This is a genomic window from Pseudomonas sp. GL_090 (assembly GCF_057837765.1).
This window is the reverse complement of record NZ_CM174452.1, coordinates 2,775,735-2,793,372: the sequence shown is the minus strand read 5'-3', so window position 1 is coordinate 2,793,372 and position 17,638 is coordinate 2,775,735. Positions and strand designations below refer to the sequence as shown.

The following is a 17,638-nucleotide window of genomic DNA, read 5'->3' as shown; positions in this document are numbered from 1 at the left end:
TTTATCTCGGTCATGGTCGGTGATCTCACTGGCGCCCCAATCCCTGTGGGAGCGAGCTTGCTCGCGATGGTCGTTAACGATGACGCGTGTTTACTGGAAAAACGCGTCGCCCTTAAGTCCATCGCGAGCAAGCTCGCTCCTACAGGATTTGCGGTAATTAGCCGTCTTCTTCTATATCCAGCAACAGATTTTCCAGTGCCTCGCGGTACTCGCCGGGCTCCTTCCACATCCCGCGCTGTTGCGCCTCGAGCATGCGCTCGGTCATGTCGCGCAAGGCATGGGGATTGTGTTCGCGAACAAAATCCCGGGTGTCCGGATCGAGCAGATAGGCATCGGCCAGCAACGCGTACTGGTGATCGTCGATCAACTGCGTGGTGGCGTCGAAGGCGAACAGGTTGTCGACCGTCGCGGCCATTTCGAACGCCCCTTTGTAGCCGTGACGCTTAACGCCTTCGAGCCACTTCGGATTGGCCGCCCGGGAGCGGATCACCCGGTTCAGCTCTTCCTTCAAGGTGCGAATCTTCGGCAGGTCCGGCTGACTGTGGTCGCCATGATAGCTGGCCGCCGCCTCGCCCTTCAGGCTTTCCACCGCCGCGAGCATGCCGCCCTGGAACTGGTAGTAATCGTTGGAGTCGAGCAGATCGTGCTCGCGGTTATCCTGGTTTTGCAGCACCGCCTGTACCTGGCTCAGGCGCTGGCTGAACTGTTCGCGGGCGGCGGTGCCTTCGTCGGAACCGCCGTAAGCGTAGCCGCCCCAGTTGAGGTAGACCTCCGCCAAGTCCTCACGGCTCTGCCACAGGCGACCGTCGATGGCGCCCTGCACGCCCGCGCCGTAGGCACCGGGCTTGGCTCCGAATATCCGCCAGCCGGCCTGACGTCGCGCAGCCTCTTCATCGAGCCCTGACTGCAGCAAGGCTGCACGCTCGGCGCGTACCTTGGCCGCCAACGGGTTGAGGTCGTCCGGCTCATCGAGGTCGGCCACCGCTTGCACCGCCGCGTCGAACAAGCGAATCAGATTGGCAAAGGCATCCCGGAAGAAACCGGACACGCGCAAAGTCACGTCCACCCGCGGACGGTCGAGCAAACTCAACGGCAGAATCTCGAAATCGTCGACCCGCTGGCTGCCGGTGGCCCAGACCGGACGCACGCCCATCAGCGCCATCGCTTGGGCGATGTCATCACCGCCAGTGCGCATGGTCGCGGTGCCCCACACCGACAGGCCGAGCTGGCGCAAATGATCGCCGTGGTCTTGCAGGTGCCGCTCGAGGATCAGGTTGGCCGACTGGAACCCGATGCGCCACGCCGTGGTGGTCGGCAGGTTGCGCACGTCCACCGAATAGAAATTGCGACCGGTGGGCAGCACGTCCAGGCGACCACGACTCGGCGCGCCGCTGGGACCGGCCGGGACGAAGCGACCGCCCAGGGCATCGAGCAATCCGCGCATTTCCGCCGGACCGCAGGCGTCCAGACGCGGGGCGACCACCTCGCGCAGGTTGTCGATGATGGCTTGCACCTCGTGTAGGAGCGAGCCTGCTCGCGATGGAGTGTCAGTTGGCATCAATGTGGCTGACACTCCATCGCGAGCAGGCTCGCTCCTGCATGGGTCGGCCAATGCCTGCGAGATCAGTTGTGTGGCAAACAGCTCGAGGCGTTCGCGGGTATCCCCCGCCGTACGCCAGGTCTCGTCGCTGATCAGCAAAAGCGGCTCGGGACGCGGCCCGGTCCAGGGCTCGGCCAGCGCGCAATCCAGTGGATCGAACCCCAGCCCGAAGGCCTTGGCCAGTGCCCGCAGCAGGCTCGATTGCGCCCCCCGGCCATCGCCCCTTGGAATGCGCAACAACGCCAGCAAGGTATCGATGCGCAAACGACCGGTGGGCGATTCGCCGAACACATGCAGGCCGTCGCGGATCTGCGACTCTTTCAAGTCGCACAGGTAGGTGTCGAGCCGCGGCAACCAGATCGCCGCGTCGGCATCGCTGTCGAGCTGCTCGTCCAGTTGCAGTTCGCGGTCGATGTGGGTGTCACGCACCAGCTGCAGGATGTCGCGCTGCAACTCTCGGGCACGACGTGGGTCCAGCAACTGCGCTTCGTAATATTCATCGGCCAACAATTCGAGGTTGCGTAGCGGGCCGTAGGTTTCGGCGCGGGTCAAAGGTGGCATCAGATGATCGATGATCACCGCCTGGGTGCGCCGCTTGGCCTGGGCGCCCTCGCCCGGGTCGTTGACGATGAACGGATAGATGTTCGGCAGCGGCCCGAGCAAAGCATCTGGCCAACAATGTTCCGACAGCCCGACGCCTTTGCCCGGCAGCCATTCGAGGTTGCCGTGCTTGCCGACGTGGATCACACCGTGGGCGCCGTAGGCGTTGCGCAGCCAGAAGTAGAACGCCAGGTAACCGTGGGGCGGCACCAGGTCCGGGTCGTGATACACCGCGCTCGGATCGACCTGATAACCCCTCGCCGGTTGAATGCCGACGAAGGTCAGGCCCAAGCGCAGGCCGGCGATCATCATCCGTCCGCTGCGGCACATCGGGTCGCTTTCCGGCGCGCCCCAACGTTCGAGCACCGCCGCACGGTTGGCTTCGGGCAGTGCGTTGAACATCGCCAGATAATCATCCATGCCCAGGCTTTGCTGGCACGGGCGCAGGTCGAGGGTCTCAAGATCGTTGCTGACGCCACCCAGCAACTGCTGGATCAGCGCGGTGCCGCTGTCCGGCAACTCAGCCGGCAACGGATAACCTTCGGCATGCAGCGCCCGCAGGATATTCAGCGCGGCGGCCGGGGTATCGAGGCCGACGCCATTGCCGATGCGACCGTCGCGGGTCGGGTAATTGGCGAGAATCAAGGCAATGCGTTTTTCAGCATTGGGCACCCGCGCCAGATCGACCCAGCGCCGCGCCAGTTCGGCAACGAAGTCCATGCGCTCAGGTTGGGCCCGGTAGCAGACCACATCCGACTGACTGCGCTCACTGCGCCACGCCAGGTCCTTGAAACTGATCGGGCGGCTGATGATGCGTCCGTCCAGTTCAGGCAAGGCTATGTGCATCGCCAGATCACGGGGGCCAAGGCCCTGTTCGCTGGCGCGCCAACCCGGTTCGTTGTCCTGGGCGCAAATCGCCTGGATCACCGGAATATCGCGGCGAAACGGGCGCAGATGCGGTGCTTCGGGACTGGATTGGGCGAAGCCAGTGGTGTTCAGGATCACCGAGACGCTGGCCTCGTCCAGCCAGTCCTCGACCACGCCAAGGCAACCGGGCTCTTTAAGGCTGGCCAGGGCAATCGGCAACGGATTCAACCCCGCCGCCTGCAAACGCTGGCAAAAAACATCAATGAACGCGGTGTTCGCCGCCTGCAAATGCGAGCGGTAAAACAACACCGCCGCCACCGGTTGACCGGCCTGCCAGTCGGCCTGCCAGTCGCTCAGTGCGGCAGAATGTTTGTGCGGATGGTAAACCGCCGTGCGTGGCAGGGTTTGCGGCTCGCCCCAGGTGTAATCACGGGCCAGCCAGCGGTTGGCCAGGCAGCGGAAGAAATCGAGGGCGTTGCCCATACCGCCCTGACGCAGAAACTGCCAGAGCCGGTCGCGATCTTCGGCACCGACGGTGCTCAGGTCACTGAGCTCCGGGTCCGGGCGATCATCGCCCGGCACCAGAATCACCTGCACACCGCGCTGCGACAGCTCGACCAGGCGCTCGATGCCATAACGCCAATAGGCGATGCCGCCGTGCAGCGAAATCAGGATCACCCGGGCGTGACGCAGCACTTCATCGACATACAAATCCACCGAGGCATGGTTTTGCACCTGCATCGGGTTGGCCAGGCGCACGCTCGGGTAATCGTCGGGCAACTGTTGCGCCGCTTCGGCAAGCAGCGCCAGGCTGGAATCGCCGCTGCACAGGACCACCAGCTCGGCGGGGGTTTGTCCAAGGTCGGCGATATTGTCATCCGACACGAAACCGCCGGGCTGGGTCCTGAGCAGGTGCATGGCTTACACGCTGAGCGCGGCGCGCAATTGCGCTTCGAGAACAGTGGCGTCCAGTTGCTGGCCGATCAGCACCAGGCGGGTGACTCGCGCTTCTTCGGCGCCCCACTGGCGGTCGAAATGCTTGTCGAAACGCGTGCCCACGCCCTGGATCAGCAGGCGCATCGGCTTGTTCGGAATCGCCGCAAAACCCTTGACCCGCAGGATGCCGTGCTGGACCACCAGTTGGGTCAACGCGTCCAGCAGCAGGCTTTCGTCGGCTTGCGGCAGTTCGATGGAGATCGAATCGAAGGCGTCGTGATCGTGGTCGTCATGATCGTCGTCGCCATCGTGATGATGGTCGTGGTGGCTGTGACGGCCGTCGATGTGTTCTTCGGAGCCGGCACCCAGGCCGATCAGCACGTCCAGCGGCAGGCGACCGCTGCTGGCTTCGATGATTTTCACCGCTGGCGGCAATTCCTCGGCGACTTCCAGGCGCACGCGGGCCAGGTCCGCCGGGGTGATCAGGTCAGCCTTGTTGAGGATCACCAGGTCAGCACTGGCCAGTTGGTCGGCGAACAGTTCGTGCAACGGCGATTCGTGGTCCAGGTTCGGGTCAAGTTTGCGCTGGGCGTCGACCTGATCCGGGAACGCGGCGAAGGTGCCGGCGGCCACGGCCGGGCTGTCGACCACGGTGATCACCGCATCCACCGTACAGGCACTGCGGATTTCCGGCCACTGGAAGGCCTGCACCAGCGGCTTTGGCAGCGCCAGGCCGGACGTTTCGATGAGAATGTGGTCCAGATCGCCGCGACGGGCCACCAGTTCGCGCATCACCGGGAAGAATTCTTCCTGGACGGTGCAGCACAGGCAGCCGTTGGCCAGCTCATAGACACGGCCGTTGGCTTCTTCTTCGGTGCAACCGATGGAGCACTGCTTGAGGATTTCGCCGTCGATGCCCAGCTCGCCAAATTCGTTGACGATCACCGCGATGCGGCGACCCTGGGCGTTGTCGAGCATGTGCCGCAGCAGCGTGGTTTTACCCGAGCCGAGAAAGCCGGTGACGATGGTGACGGGGAGTTTGGCCAGTGTTTTCATCGGATGCCCTATGGCTTAAGTGGCGGGCATACGGGACGACGACCGGCAACACGGACGCGCGTGCCTGAAGAGTTCGCCACCGGATCACCCCGCCCGGTTGAAAGTGAGAATCTGTGACGAGGCAGGTCTCCTGGCTGACGGTGTGCCGGCCTTGAGCCTGGCATTCGCTGCGCCTTCCCGCCGGCCTCATGACTTGAGCCTGCAGTGGCGTGGCAACGAACATCACCGTTCACAGTTGCGGGGGCAGCCGCGGCATCGACCGCGTTCCCTTCTTAGCTTCGACAAACGCCGAAGAACCTCGAAAGCGCAAGGCTACGCATGGTCTTGGGGCGGGTCAATGTTCACTTGAAATCGGCGGTGCCCCCTTCGCGAGCAGGCTCGCTCCCACATTGGAATGCGGTCCCTTGTGGGAGCGAGCCTGCTCGCGATGAAGTCACCTCGGTTTCGAGTTGAGAACCCTTGCCAATTGACGCCCAACCCCCGCCCATGCTCTCCTACACGCCTTGTTACGGGTGCCCTTCACAGGGTGAAACGGGAAACCGGTGAATCATGTGCTTTACTCTTAAGCCATGTCAGTCCGGTGCTGCCCCCGCAACGGTAAGCGAGCGAAGCGTCAGATCCACTGTGCCTGCAAGGTATGGGAAGGTGATGTTTTCAGGTTCAGGCCAAAGCCTTTGCCCCTCGTGAGCCCGGAGACCGGCCCGCAACACAAAGTGACCAGTACGGTCACTGAACCAACAAACCCGCGGTGGGCGGGCGCTGTTTGAACCTCTGCGCGCCTGGTCGTGCGGGTTTTTGCATGCGCTCTTATTCCCCGCTGACAGACCAGAGGGAAACGCCATGTCGATCATCAGCAGCGCCGAACACACAGCCGCGAGCACCACCTCAACCCTGACCCAACGTCTGACCGCCGCCGTCTGCGCGTCGATTCTGGGCGCCTGCCTTGTGTATTTTGCCGGTTTCTCGCACATCGAAGCGGTGCACAACGCCGCCCACGATACCCGTCACAGCTCCGCGTTCCCGTGCCATTGAGAGCTGTCGACATGATCAAGCGTATTGCGCAAACCGCAGGTTTCACAGGGCTGCTGGCCGCCCTGTTGTTGACCCTGCTGCAAAGCTTCTGGGTCGCCCCGCTGATTTTGCAGGCCGAGACCTACGAAAAATCCGAACCGGCCGCTGTTGAAATGCATGAACACGCCGACGGTGCGACGGCTGCCCACACTCACGATGCGCAAGCCTGGGAGCCGGAAGACGGCTGGCAGCGCGTGCTGTCGACCACTGGCGGCAACCTGGTGGTGGCCGTCGGTTTCGCCCTGATGCTCGCTGGCCTGTACACCTTGCGTGCGCCGACCAGAACCTCGCAAGGCCTGCTCTGGGGCCTGGCCGGTTACGCGACCTTCGTGCTCGCGCCGACCCTCGGCCTGCCACCTGAACTGCCCGGCACCGCCGCCGCCGACCTGGCACAACGGCAACTGTGGTGGGTCGGTACCGCCGCCTCCACCGCCGTCGGTATCGCACTGATCGTGTTCAGCCGTCACTGGCTGATGAAAGTCCTGGGTGCAGCGATCCTCGCCGTTCCCCATGTGATTGGCGCACCGCAACCGGAAGTGCATTCGATGCTCGCTCCAGAGGCGCTGGAAACCCGGTTCAAAATCGCTTCGCAACTGACCAACGTGGCGTTCTGGCTGGCCCTGGGCCTGATCAGCGCCTGGTTGTTCCGTCGCAAAAGCGATGGTCAATACCACGCATGACCGATATCAGCACAGCGCCGACCCTGGTGGTCGGCCTGGGCTGCCAGCGAGGCTGCCCTGTCAGCACGTTGTTGGCGCTGCTCGATCAGGCGCTGGAGGCGCACCAGATTGGGCGTCATGAAATCAAGGCACTGGCCAGCATCGATTCGAAGCGCGACGAACCTGCGTTAATCGAACTGGCTCAGCAGCTTGGCCTGGAATTGATGTATTTCAGCAGTGAACAACTGGCCGCTTATGAACCGCAACTCAGTCATCAATCGCAAATAGCGTTTGAACGCACCGGTTGCTACGGCGTGGCGGAAAGCGCCGCACTGGCCCTGGCGGAACAACTGGCCCAGGCCCCGGCAAAACTGCTGATTCCACGACAAAAATACGCCCAGGCAACACTGGCATTGGCCGGCGCTGCGTAAAAAACCGATAATCCCCGCCTTTGATCATGAACATTCTTCATCTGAAGCCCTGTTCAGCCTCTATTTCCCCACAGGAACCGACCATGACCGTCTACTTCATTGGCGCAGGTCCCGGCGACCCCGAACTGATTACCGTCAAGGGCCAGCGGCTGATTCGCAGCTGCCCGGTGATCATTTATGCCGGCTCCCTGGTGCCCGCCGCCGTGCTGGAAGGTCACTGTGCCGAACAGGTGGTCAACAGCGCCGAACTGCATCTGGAACAGATCATCGACCTGATCAAGAGCGCCCACGCCAAAGGCCAGGATGTCGCCCGGGTGCACTCCGGCGATCCGAGCCTGTATGGCGCCATTGGCGAGCAGATTCGCTATCTGCGTGAGCTGGGCATTGCGTTCGAAATCGTACCCGGCGTGACGGCCACCGCCGCTTGCGCGGCGCTCCTGGGCGCGGAGCTGACCCTGCCGGACATTTCGCAGAGCGTGATCCTGACTCGCTACGCCGACAAGACCGCCATGCCACCGGGAGAGGAATTCTCCAGCCTGGCGCAGCACGGCGCGACCATGGCAATTCATTTGGGGGTCAATCACCTGGCGAAGATCGTTGAGGAACTGCTACCTCATTATGGCGCCGATTGCCCGATTGCGGTGGTGCACCGCGCGAGCTGGCCGGATCAGGATTGGGTGGTAGGCACGCTGGAGGATATTGCCGGGAAGGTTGCAGCCAAGGGCTTTCGCCGTACCGCGTTGATTCTGGTGGGTCGGGTGCTGGGCAGTGACCACTTCAGTGAGTCGTCGCTGTATCGCGCCGGGCATGCGCATCTCTATCGCCCATAAGCCCCCTTCGCGAGCAGGCTCGCTCCCACAATGGTCTGTGCGGGGCACAAGTCCCTGGTTACTGAAGATCTACTGTGGGAGCGAGCCTGCTCGCGAAGGCGTCAATGAATTCAACCCATAAAAAAACGGCGCTCACGGGGCGCCGTTTTTCAATTCGCAGCGAACACCTTAGTAGTAGGCGTTTTCTTTCTGCGTGTGGTCGGTCACGTCGCGAACGCCTTTGAGCTCCGGGATGCGCTCGAGCAAGGTGCGCTCGATGCCTTCCTTCAGCGTCACGTCGGCCTGGCCGCAGCCCTGGCAACCACCGCCGAACTGCAGAACGGCGATGCCGTCTTCGACCACGTCGATCAGGCTGACCTGACCGCCGTGGCTGGCCAGCCCCGGGTTGATCTCGGTTTGCAGGTAGTAGTTGATGCGCTCGTTGACCGGGCTGTCGGCGTTGACCATCGGTACTTTGGCATTTGGCGCCTTGATGGTCAGCTGGCCGCCCATGCGGTCGGTGGCGTAGTCGACAACGGCATCGTCCAGGAAGGCTTCGCTGAAGTGGTCGATGTACGCGGTGAAGCTTTTGAGCCCCAGCGCGGTGTCTTCGGGTTTTTCTTCGCCCGGCTTGCAGTAGGCAATGCAGGTTTCGGCGTACTGGGTGCCAGGCTGGGTGATGAAGACGCGGATGCCGATGCCCGGGGTGTTCTGCTTGGAGAGCAGATCAGCCAGGTAATCGTGGGCGGCGTCGGTGATGGTAATAGCGGTCATGGAAACTCCTCGCAGGCTTGGGCGCAGTTTACGCCAATCAACGCGCCGGACAAAGTCCTAGTATTTTTGTCGGGAAAGATTCCGACTATTCCCCTGGTTTTCTGTAGGAGCGAGCTTGCTCGCGATGGTCGCCAACGATAACGCGCACTCCCGGGTTTACGCGGAGCACTTAAGACCATCGCGAGCGAGCTCGCTCCTACAAGGGGATTTGTGGCGGATCAGAGGTTCTCGTAGCGGTTCATGTCCAGCACGCCCTCTTCCACCGGATCGTTTTCCTGGATATAGCGGCTCAGGTCATGGAAATAGAACCAGAATTGCGCATGACTGCGGCGTATTCCCCAACGTTCGACGATTTTCTCCAAGCTGTCGCTGTCCTTGGCGCTTTCCATCGCATCCACAAAGGCCGGCACTTGCCCGGCCGGGATGTTGAACATGAAGTTCGGGTAGCTGCTGAGCACCCCCGGGAAAATCGTCAGGGTGTCGAGACCTGGTTGGTAGCGCAGTGACTCACCGAGCAAAAACGCCACATTGCTGTGCGCACGATTGCGTAGCAGGCTATAGACCTCTCGCTTGCCGCTGCTGGTTTCGATACGCAGCAGGGTGGCTTCCGGCAACTGATCGATGACCTTCAGCCCGGCGGCCGGACGCGAAGTCAGGCGGCTCAACGCCTGCTCGGCACTTTGCAGGTCCGGGTCGATGTTCGGCCGCGAACAGTAAGCGCCATCGCAACGGTTGATCGGGTCGGGCCTGGCATTAAGGTCGCCGTATCGGGCCAGCAACTGATGGGCAAAGTCACGCTTGGGATCAGCCGGGTTCAGACTCAGCGCGGTCGGTTTATCGTCATCGATGGTCTCGTAGTCCAGCCACATCTTGAACTTGCCACTATTCTGATACCAGTCATCCAGGTAGTCGTCCCGGGAATCGGCGGGCATCAGGCGCAGGAAATTTTGCTCGGCACCGTTGCGGATCAGGTCGAAATACAGGCGCGTCTGGGCCTGGTGGGACAGGTTGCCGAACACATCGAAGTTCACCGCCAGTTGATAGTAGGTGCGCTCCAGCAGCGGATAGTCGAACAGCCATATGGTTTGCGGCACCTCACCGATCAGGCCTTTGGTCACCGAAGCGCTGTCGAAATGGCGGAAGATGCTCAGTAACGCATTGTCGTTGCCGGCCCACAGGGTCGACCAGCTCGGCGCCGGCTCATCGGCGTAGCTGTCCCGGCGCAAGGCTTCGTATTCGTTGCGCTTGTCGCGGTAGTCGTGCCACAGGCTGAGGACGCTGCCGACATCATCGTTCTGCCCCGGCATGGCCAGCAACGGCGTGGCTTGCCCGCGATAGTTCGGATCGGTGACATACAGGTCGTGCTCGGGCGCCTGGAACAGCGCCCAGAAATTATCGCGGATCACGTCCGTGGCGATCTGACCACGACACACCGGCCCACGGATAAAGGTGCGCACGAAGTACTCGGCATTATCGAGCATGAACTGATAGCGCGCCTGGGCCGGAATCGCTTCGAAGGTGGCAAACGGGTTGGCCCGGCTCTGCGGTCCATAGCCCGGCAACGCGTCGACCTGCCAGTTGCCGCTGTAGAACAGGCTCTTGACCCGCGCCAGCTTTGCTGGACTCAGCGGATAGGTGATGTGGGTCTTGTGCACGATCACGCCCTGCACCGGCCACAAGCGATAGTAGAACTCCGTGCCCGGATCATCGTTGGGGCGACGGGTGTTGATCAGGTCGATCGGCTGGCCGCTCGGGGTGCGCGAACGCACCCACTGGAAGAAATGCCCAGGCTCGCCGTCCCTGAAGTAGAGATGGGCGAGGAACCAGTGCTCGTACAGCCAGCGCCCCACCAGACTTTCCCGGGCGCCCGGCGAATTGAGCAGATTTTCCCATTGCACCACCTGCAAGGCTTCCCTGGCGCTGGGCGCCAGCGCCTGCTGATCAATCGGCGCGCCCGCCGCCAGCCAGCGTTGCAGCGTCTGGTACTGCAGGTCGGTCAGGCCGGTCACTGCCAGCGGCATGCCCTCCTTCGGATGCCTGGCGGCGTAGCCGTCGAACTCTGCGGGCATGGCACACATGTTTTCCCGATTCAGGCCCAGGACGATGTCCTCCGGCAGTTTCGCGTTGGGTTGCAACGGAGTCCTGTGGCCAAGCTCCAGCATCCGCGCCATCAGTGCAGCCTGGCTGCCCTGGGCATCGAGCACCGAATAGAAGCCCTTTTGCTGCCAGGCCTGTTTGCCGGAGGCGTCATAGAACAGTCGGGTTGGTGCCACCGCTTTAGTGCGGTCACCGTCATAAACCGGGACTTTCGTCGCACCACGTGCCGCGCCCTCACCGCTGCCCAGGTTGAGCTGACAGGCGGCGTCGTTGCAGGCGTGGCAGGCCACGCACTTTTCAGTGAAGATCGGTTGAATGTCGCGGCTGTATGAAATGGCAGAGGAAATCGCCGGTCCTTGCGCCACGGCGCCCCAGCTTAAAAACAGCAGCAATGTGCCGATGACGAAGCGATACGACATGTCCCTGGTCCTGAATCCTGAAAAAACGCCGCGATTCTACCGGTCTGTCATCCTTACCAACATGAACGATATTCATGCAAATTCGAGTCATGCTCCAAAAGCGCACAGGTTTGCTATCATCCCGGCCCTTCGTCATGGTCTTACCGAGTAGTCCAAATGTCCGATCGCAGCGTTCGCCTTCAAGCTCTCAAGCACGCCCTCAAAGAGCGCATCCTGATTCTCGATGGCGGTATGGGCACGATGATCCAGAGCTACAAGCTCGAAGAGCAGGATTACCGTGGCAAACGCTTCGCTGACTGGCCAAGCGACGTCAAAGGCAACAACGACCTGTTGGTACTGACTCGTCCGGACGTGATTGGCGGCATTGAAAAAGCCTACCTGGACGCCGGCGCCGACATTCTGGAAACCAATACCTTCAACGCCACCCGGATTTCCCTGGCTGACTACGGCATGCAAGGCCTGGCGTATGAGTTAAACGTAGAAGGCGCACGCCTGGCGCGCAAGGTTGCCGACGCCAAGACCCTCGAAACCCCGGACAAGCCGCGCTTCGTCGCCGGCGTGCTCGGCCCGACCAGCCGTACCTGCTCGTTGTCCCCGGATGTGAACAACCCCGGCTACCGCAACGTGACCTTCGATGAACTGGTGGAGAACTACACCGAGTCCACCAAAGGCCTGATCGAAGGCGGCGCCGACCTGATCCTGATCGAAACCATTTTCGACACCCTCAACGCCAAGGCCGCGATCTTCGCCGTGCAAGGCGTGTTCGAGGAGTTGGGCATTGAATTGCCGATCATGATTTCCGGCACCATCACCGATGCCTCGGGCCGCACCCTGTCGGGCCAGACCACCGAAGCGTTCTGGAACTCCGTGGCCCACGCCAAGCCGATTTCCGTCGGCCTGAACTGCGCCCTCGGCGCCCGCGAATTGCGCCCGTACCTCGAAGAACTGTCGAACAAGGCAGGCACCCACGTTTCCGCGCACCCGAACGCCGGCCTGCCGAACGAATTCGGTGAGTACGACGAACTGCCGTCGGAAACCGCCAAGGTCATCGAAGAGTTCGCCCAGAGCGGCTTCCTCAACATCGTCGGCGGCTGCTGCGGCACCACGCCGGGCCACATCGAAGCCATCGCCAAGGCCGTGGCCGGTTATGCGCCGCGCGAGATTCCGGACATCCCGAAGGCTTGCCGCCTCTCGGGCCTTGAGCCGTTCACCATCGATCGCAGCTCGCTGTTCGTCAACGTCGGCGAGCGCACCAACATCACCGGTTCCGCCAAGTTCGCCCGCCTGATCCGCGAAGACAACTACACCGAAGCCCTGGAAGTCGCCCTGCAGCAGGTCGAAGCCGGTGCCCAGGTGATCGACATCAACATGGACGAAGGGATGCTCGATTCGAAGAAGGCCATGGTGACCTTCCTCAATCTGATTGCCGGCGAGCCGGACATCTCCCGCGTACCGATCATGATCGACTCCTCCAAGTGGGAAGTGATCGAAGCCGGCCTCAAGTGCATCCAGGGCAAGGGCATCGTCAACTCGATCAGCATGAAGGAAGGCGTCGAGCAGTTCATCCATCACGCCAAGCTGTGCAAGCGCTATGGCGCTGCGGTGGTGGTGATGGCCTTCGACGAAGCCGGCCAGGCCGACACCGAAGCGCGCAAGAAGGAAATCTGCAAGCGCTCCTACGACATTCTGGTCAACGAAGTGGACTTCCCGCCGGAAGACATCATCTTCGACCCGAACATCTTCGCCGTCGCCACCGGTATCGAAGAACACAACAACTACGCCGTCGATTTCATCAACGCCTGTGCCTATATCCGTGACGAACTGCCGTATGCGCTGACCTCCGGTGGCGTGTCCAACGTGTCGTTCTCGTTCCGTGGCAACAACCCGGTGCGCGAGGCGATTCACTCGGTGTTCCTGCTCTACGCGATCCGCGCCGGGTTGACCATGGGCATCGTCAACGCCGGGCAACTGGAGATCTACGACCAGATCCCGGCGGAGCTGCGCGACGCCGTCGAAGACGTGATCCTCAACCGCACCCCGGAAGGCACCGACGCCCTCCTCGCCATCGCCGACAAGTACAAGGGCGACGGCAGCGTCAAGGAAGCCGAGACCGAAGAGTGGCGCAACTGGGACGTCAACAAGCGTCTGGAGCATGCGCTGGTCAAAGGCATCACCACCCATATCGTTGAAGACACCGAAGAGTCGCGCCAGTCCTTCGCCCGCCCGATCGAAGTGATCGAAGGCCCGTTGATGGCCGGCATGAACATCGTCGGCGACCTGTTCGGCGCCGGTAAAATGTTCCTGCCGCAAGTGGTGAAATCCGCTCGCGTGATGAAGCAGGCCGTGGCGCACCTGATCCCGTTCATCGAACTGGAAAAAGGCGACAAGCCAGAGGCCAAGGGCAAGATCCTGATGGCGACCGTCAAAGGCGACGTGCACGACATCGGCAAGAACATCGTTGGCGTGGTGCTGGGTTGCAACGGCTATGACATCGTCGACCTCGGCGTGATGGTGCCGGCGGAAAAAATCCTGCAAGTGGCCAAAGAACAGAAGTGCGACATCATTGGCCTGTCCGGCCTGATCACCCCGTCGCTGGATGAGATGGTCCACGTTGCCCGCGAAATGCAGCGACAGGACTTCCACCTGCCGTTGATGATCGGTGGTGCGACCACGTCCAAGGCGCACACAGCGGTGAAGATCGAGCCCAAGTACAGCAACGATGCAGTGATCTACGTCACCGACGCCTCCCGCGCCGTGGGCGTGGCGACGCAGTTGCTGTCCAAGGAGCTCAAGGCCGGTTTCGTCGAGAAGACCCGCCAGGACTACATCGAGGTTCGCGAGCGCACTGCCAACCGCAGCGCCCGCACCGAACGCCTGAGCTATGGCGCGGCCATCGCCAAGAAGCCGCAATTCGACTGGGCCAGCTACACACCGGTCAAGCCAACCTTCACCGGCACCCGGGTGCTGGACAACATCGACCTCAACGTCCTGGCCGAGTACATCGACTGGACACCGTTTTTCATATCCTGGGATCTGGCCGGCAAGTTCCCGCGCATCCTCCAGGACGAAGTGGTCGGTGAAGCCGCCACCTCGCTCTATAAAGACGCTCGGGAAATGCTGACCAAACTGATCGACGAGAAGCTGATCAGCGCCCGCGCAGTGTTCGGTTTCTGGCCGGCCAACCAGGTGCATGACGACGACATCGAGCTCTATGGCGATGACGGCAAGCCGATGGCCAAGCTGCATCACCTGCGCCAGCAGATCATCAAGACCGACGGCAAGCCGAACTTCTCCCTGGCCGACTTTGTCGCGCCAAAGGACAGTGAAGTGACCGACTACGTGGGTGGTTTCATCACCACCGCGGGGATCGGCGCCGAAGAAGTGGCCAAGGCCTACCAGGACGCCGGCGACGATTACAACTCGATCATGGTCAAGGCCCTGGCCGACCGCCTGGCCGAGGCCTGCGCCGAGTGGCTGCACCAGCAGGTGCGTAAAGACTACTGGGGTTATGCCAAGGATGAAGCGCTGGATAACGAGGCACTGATCAAGGAGCAGTACAGCGGTATCCGTCCGGCACCGGGCTACCCGGCTTGCCCGGATCACACCGAGAAAGCCCAACTGTTCGCCCTGCTTGATCCAGAGGCCCAGGAAATGCGCGCAGGCCGCAGCGGCGTGTTCCTCACCGAGCACTACGCGATGTTCCCGGCGGCGGCAGTCAGCGGCTGGTACTTTGCCCACCCGCAGGCGCAATACTTTGCCGTGGGCAAGGTCGACAAGGACCAGGTGCAGAGCTACACCTCGCGTAAAGGTCAGGAATTGAGCGTGACCGAGCGCTGGCTGGCGCCGAACCTGGGTTACGACAACTAAACTGCTTTGCCGACCACAACATCGTGGTCGGTAAAGATCCCTTGTGGGAGCGAGCCTGCTCGCGATGACGGAGTAACATTCAACATTAATGTTGACTGATAGACCGCTATCGCGAGCAGGCTCGCTCCTACATTAGTTAGCCAGCGGCTGATTTAGCTATTCCTGGCCGATGTCCCTGGCTGCGGCTCCCCACCCGCCTGTTCCAAAACCTCCTTGCGGGACAACTCGATCATCTTCGCGTTGCGCGCCGCCGCCTGTTCGAACAGCAGGTTCAGGAATGCACCATCATCGGCGCTATCGGCACCGTCATCCTCCCCTGCCTGACTCTGCGCCTCATCGAGTGCCCTGAACTCTTCAGGGTATTTCTCCTTGAGGTAATCCACCCAATAGTCGCGCTGGATCAAGTCTTCGAAAAACCCGTCGGACCGCTCCGCATTACCGACCTCCACGCGCGCGTCCACCAGTTGTTGCCGCGTGACACCAGAGGCATAGGTCATGTGTTTCGGCTGCCCCGGCAAGGTCAGACCGTCATCCCAGCCTGAAGTCAGGCCGATTCGATAGCCCAGGCGCACCTCGGCCTCATCCTCGCCGGTATTCGCCGCGGCCTTGGTCGCCAGATCATCGATCCTGTCCAGTCGAAACAACTGCCTGGACAGTTTCAGCAATGCCTGGCCCTTCACACTCAAGCCTCCAGGCGGCATGTCGAGCAAGGCATTGTGGGTGAACACTTTGCTTTCCAGCCCGCTGAACGTGAGGATTCGCCCGTCGACACAGGTGCCATGGGTAGCCGAACTGGCGAACAGGACTTCCCGAAGTTCGCTGTTACTGGCCGCGGCTTCCATCACTGTCCAGACCCGTCGCGTCAAGTCGGCATTGGCCACCCGGAACTCCTGGGTGTCCTGCAATCGTGATAGCAAATGAAAGAACGCGGCATTGTCCGGCTCGGCCGCCAGTTGATCCCAGATCCGGCTTTTACCGGCCAACTCCTCCGGGGTCAAATTGGTTAACCAAGGGGCCTTTTGCGCGGAATCAGGCTCAACCTCAGGCAGCTCTTCATCCGACTCGATGCTGTCGCTTTGGTCGTGAGCATCATCCAGCGCCTCGTCGAGTTCAGTCCGCGAGATCCCCAGCACGGTGTCCCGTGCTCCCGAGTCTCGGTAGGCCCTCAAGCGCTCGAGACTCTCGAGCGCCAGGTTGTTGTCACTCAGGTCGATGCCGATCATAAGGACATTGTGATTGCCATCCAGAACCTGCGCCGGAACCGATGTGATGTAGTTACCACTCAGATTCAGGACTCTGAGGTGGGCCGCATCCAGCACGCCCCCCGGCCATTGCGTCAGATAGTTATTGCGCAGATCGAGTGTCACCAGCGCTTCGAAAATGTCGAGATCGAAGGAGTCCAGTTCGTTGTAGCCCAGGTCAAGACGGTTCAGACGTTCCAGATTGCTCAACGAGGCGTACAGGTGTTCGGCATCACTCAGCCGGTTCGAAGTCAGTTCAAGGCGTTCGAGCGTACCCATGTGCTGGACCGGCTCGGGTATGGCCTCCAGCCCATTGCCGTTGAGTTCCAGGGTCTTGAGCCGGGTAAAGGCGGTGAGGAACCCGTCGGAGCCTGCCCGGGTCAGTACTACACCGGTCAGGTTCAACCTGCCGACGTGCTCGAACGTTGTCGGCATCTCCGGGAGATCACCCAGTTGCAGGCCGCTCAGATCCAATACGGCATCGGCTACCCTCTCCACGCCAGCCAGGCCTTCGCGCCAGCATTCGAGGATGCGCAAGGCGCCCAACCTGCGAATGCTTGAGGACGTTGTCCAGCCTGTGCCGCGGACTCCCCGTGTAAAGATCCAGCCATTCAACTGACGGATAAGCGCTTCGAAGCTTTGTTCCCAACCGGCAAGGCGCTCGCTGATTTGCACCTCGGTCGCCCCGCGCTCACGCATCTGTTCCAGTGCTTGCAAGGCTTCATCATCGGCCAGTGTCGGCTTCAAACGTTGCAGGCGTTTTGTCAGAACCTCGCCCCCCTCTCCCGCCGGAACCTCAGGCAGCACCAGCAAATGCTGCGCAATGGAAAACCCACTCTCGGGCGGAGGGAAAGCAAGCGGTATCGGTTCCATGTCGAACCGCTGCAGGGTGCCCTCTGGCAGCCCCCTGGCCAATTCCGTTCGCTGCCAGGCGGTCCGGAGCATTGCGCCAGCCTGAGGGGTCAATGGCGAACCGCCGAGATTGGTTTTGAGCAACACCTCGTTTTCCAGCACCGCCACCGGCAGCTCGGAAATCCTGCTGTCGCGCAAGTCCAGCCAGGTCAGCTCCGGCAAGCTCTGAGCACCTGCCGGCCATTCCCTCAGCCCAGTCGCGCGCAGGTTCAAGGCCTTGAGGTGAGCCATTGCGCTGAGGTCCAGGGTGTTCAGGGGGTTGCTGCTCAGGTCCAGATACTCAAGCGTCTGCAACCCAT

Annotated in this window: 10 protein-coding genes and 2 riboswitches; of the genes, 5 read left to right on the top strand and 5 right to left on the bottom strand. The window is 61.7% G+C overall.

Annotation, left to right across the window (positions count from 1 at the left end):
* Positions 1 to 157 precede the first annotated feature (157 nt).
* A complete protein-coding gene (cobN, locus tag AC3ITA_RS12435) occupies positions 158 to 3,985 on the bottom strand; it encodes a cobaltochelatase subunit CobN (RefSeq protein WP_489280466.1) in 3,828 nt (1,275 codons plus the stop codon).
* A gap of 3 nt (positions 3,986 to 3,988) precedes the next feature.
* On the bottom strand, positions 3,989 to 5,059 hold the full coding sequence (gene cobW, locus AC3ITA_RS12430; RefSeq protein WP_095941890.1) for a cobalamin biosynthesis protein CobW: 1,071 nt from the start codon (positions 5,057 to 5,059) through the stop codon (positions 3,989 to 3,991).
* Positions 5,060 to 5,162: 103 nt separating this feature from the next.
* Positions 5,163 to 5,375: riboswitch (cobalamin riboswitch) on the bottom strand.
* A gap of 177 nt (positions 5,376 to 5,552) precedes the next feature.
* A riboswitch (cobalamin riboswitch) is annotated at positions 5,553 to 5,778 on the top strand.
* Positions 5,779 to 5,899: 121 nt separating this feature from the next.
* On the opposite strand from cobW, the gene AC3ITA_RS12425 reads away from it, so the two are divergent.
* The 4 genes from AC3ITA_RS12425 (at position 5,900) to cobM (ending at position 8,050) form a co-directional block, all read left to right on the top strand.
* Positions 5,900 to 6,091 carry a CbtB domain-containing protein gene (locus AC3ITA_RS12425; protein WP_095941889.1) on the top strand — a complete coding sequence of 64 codons (192 nt, stop codon included), beginning with the start codon at positions 5,900 to 5,902 and terminating at the stop codon, positions 6,089 to 6,091.
* Between the two features lie 11 nt (positions 6,092 to 6,102).
* Complete coding sequence (locus AC3ITA_RS12420) at positions 6,103 to 6,810, top strand: CbtA family protein (RefSeq protein WP_150673388.1); 708 nt, start codon at positions 6,103 to 6,105, stop codon at positions 6,808 to 6,810.
* A complete protein-coding gene (locus AC3ITA_RS12415; protein WP_150673387.1) occupies positions 6,807 to 7,220 on the top strand; it encodes a cobalamin biosynthesis protein in 414 nt (137 codons plus the stop codon). Before AC3ITA_RS12420 ends, AC3ITA_RS12415 begins: the two co-directional genes overlap by 4 nt.
* A gap of 83 nt (positions 7,221 to 7,303) precedes the next feature.
* Entirely contained in the window at positions 7,304 to 8,050 is a 747-nt protein-coding gene (gene cobM, locus AC3ITA_RS12410) for a precorrin-4 C(11)-methyltransferase (protein ID WP_489280463.1), read from the top strand.
* Positions 8,051 to 8,218: 168 nt separating this feature from the next.
* Here the strand turns inward: cobM and nfuA are convergent, their stop codons facing one another.
* Together nfuA and AC3ITA_RS12400 are read right to left on the bottom strand one after the other, a co-directional pair.
* Complete coding sequence (gene nfuA, locus AC3ITA_RS12405; protein WP_007912592.1) at positions 8,219 to 8,803, bottom strand: Fe-S biogenesis protein NfuA; 585 nt, start codon at positions 8,801 to 8,803, stop codon at positions 8,219 to 8,221.
* Between the two features lie 218 nt (positions 8,804 to 9,021).
* On the bottom strand, positions 9,022 to 11,319 hold the full coding sequence (locus tag AC3ITA_RS12400) for a fatty acid cis/trans isomerase (RefSeq protein ID WP_489280462.1): 2,298 nt from the start codon (positions 11,317 to 11,319) through the stop codon (positions 9,022 to 9,024).
* A gap of 156 nt (positions 11,320 to 11,475) precedes the next feature.
* Here AC3ITA_RS12400 and metH point away from each other — a divergent pair, with 156 nt between their 5' ends.
* Positions 11,476 to 15,186, top strand: a complete 3,711-nt coding sequence (metH, locus tag AC3ITA_RS12395) for a methionine synthase (protein WP_150673385.1) — start codon at positions 11,476 to 11,478, stop codon at positions 15,184 to 15,186.
* A gap of 152 nt (positions 15,187 to 15,338) precedes the next feature.
* Here the strand turns inward: metH and AC3ITA_RS12390 are convergent, their stop codons facing one another.
* Complete coding sequence (locus tag AC3ITA_RS12390; RefSeq protein ID WP_489280459.1) at positions 15,339 to 17,633, bottom strand: NEL-type E3 ubiquitin ligase domain-containing protein; 2,295 nt, start codon at positions 17,631 to 17,633, stop codon at positions 15,339 to 15,341.
* Positions 17,634 to 17,638: the final 5 nt, after the last annotated feature.

What these genes read in the sequence shown, in the direction of transcription:
- cobN (WP_489280466.1), bottom strand. Translation starts at nt 3,985, where the DNA reads ATGCACCTGCTCAGGACCCAGCCCGGCGGTTTCGTGTCGGATGACAAT.
- cobW (WP_095941890.1), bottom strand. Translation starts at nt 5,059, where the DNA reads ATGAAAACACTGGCCAAACTCCCCGTCACCATCGTCACCGGCTTTCTC.
- AC3ITA_RS12425 (WP_095941889.1), top strand. Translation starts at nt 5,900, where the DNA reads ATGTCGATCATCAGCAGCGCCGAACACACAGCCGCGAGCACCACCTCA.
- AC3ITA_RS12420 (WP_150673388.1), top strand. Translation starts at nt 6,103, where the DNA reads ATGATCAAGCGTATTGCGCAAACCGCAGGTTTCACAGGGCTGCTGGCC.
- AC3ITA_RS12415 (WP_150673387.1), top strand. Translation starts at nt 6,807, where the DNA reads ATGACCGATATCAGCACAGCGCCGACCCTGGTGGTCGGCCTGGGCTGC.
- cobM (WP_489280463.1), top strand. Translation starts at nt 7,304, where the DNA reads ATGACCGTCTACTTCATTGGCGCAGGTCCCGGCGACCCCGAACTGATT.
- nfuA (WP_007912592.1), bottom strand. Translation starts at nt 8,803, where the DNA reads ATGACCGCTATTACCATCACCGACGCCGCCCACGATTACCTGGCTGAT.
- AC3ITA_RS12400 (WP_489280462.1), bottom strand. Translation starts at nt 11,319, where the DNA reads ATGTCGTATCGCTTCGTCATCGGCACATTGCTGCTGTTTTTAAGCTGG.
- metH (WP_150673385.1), top strand. Translation starts at nt 11,476, where the DNA reads ATGTCCGATCGCAGCGTTCGCCTTCAAGCTCTCAAGCACGCCCTCAAA.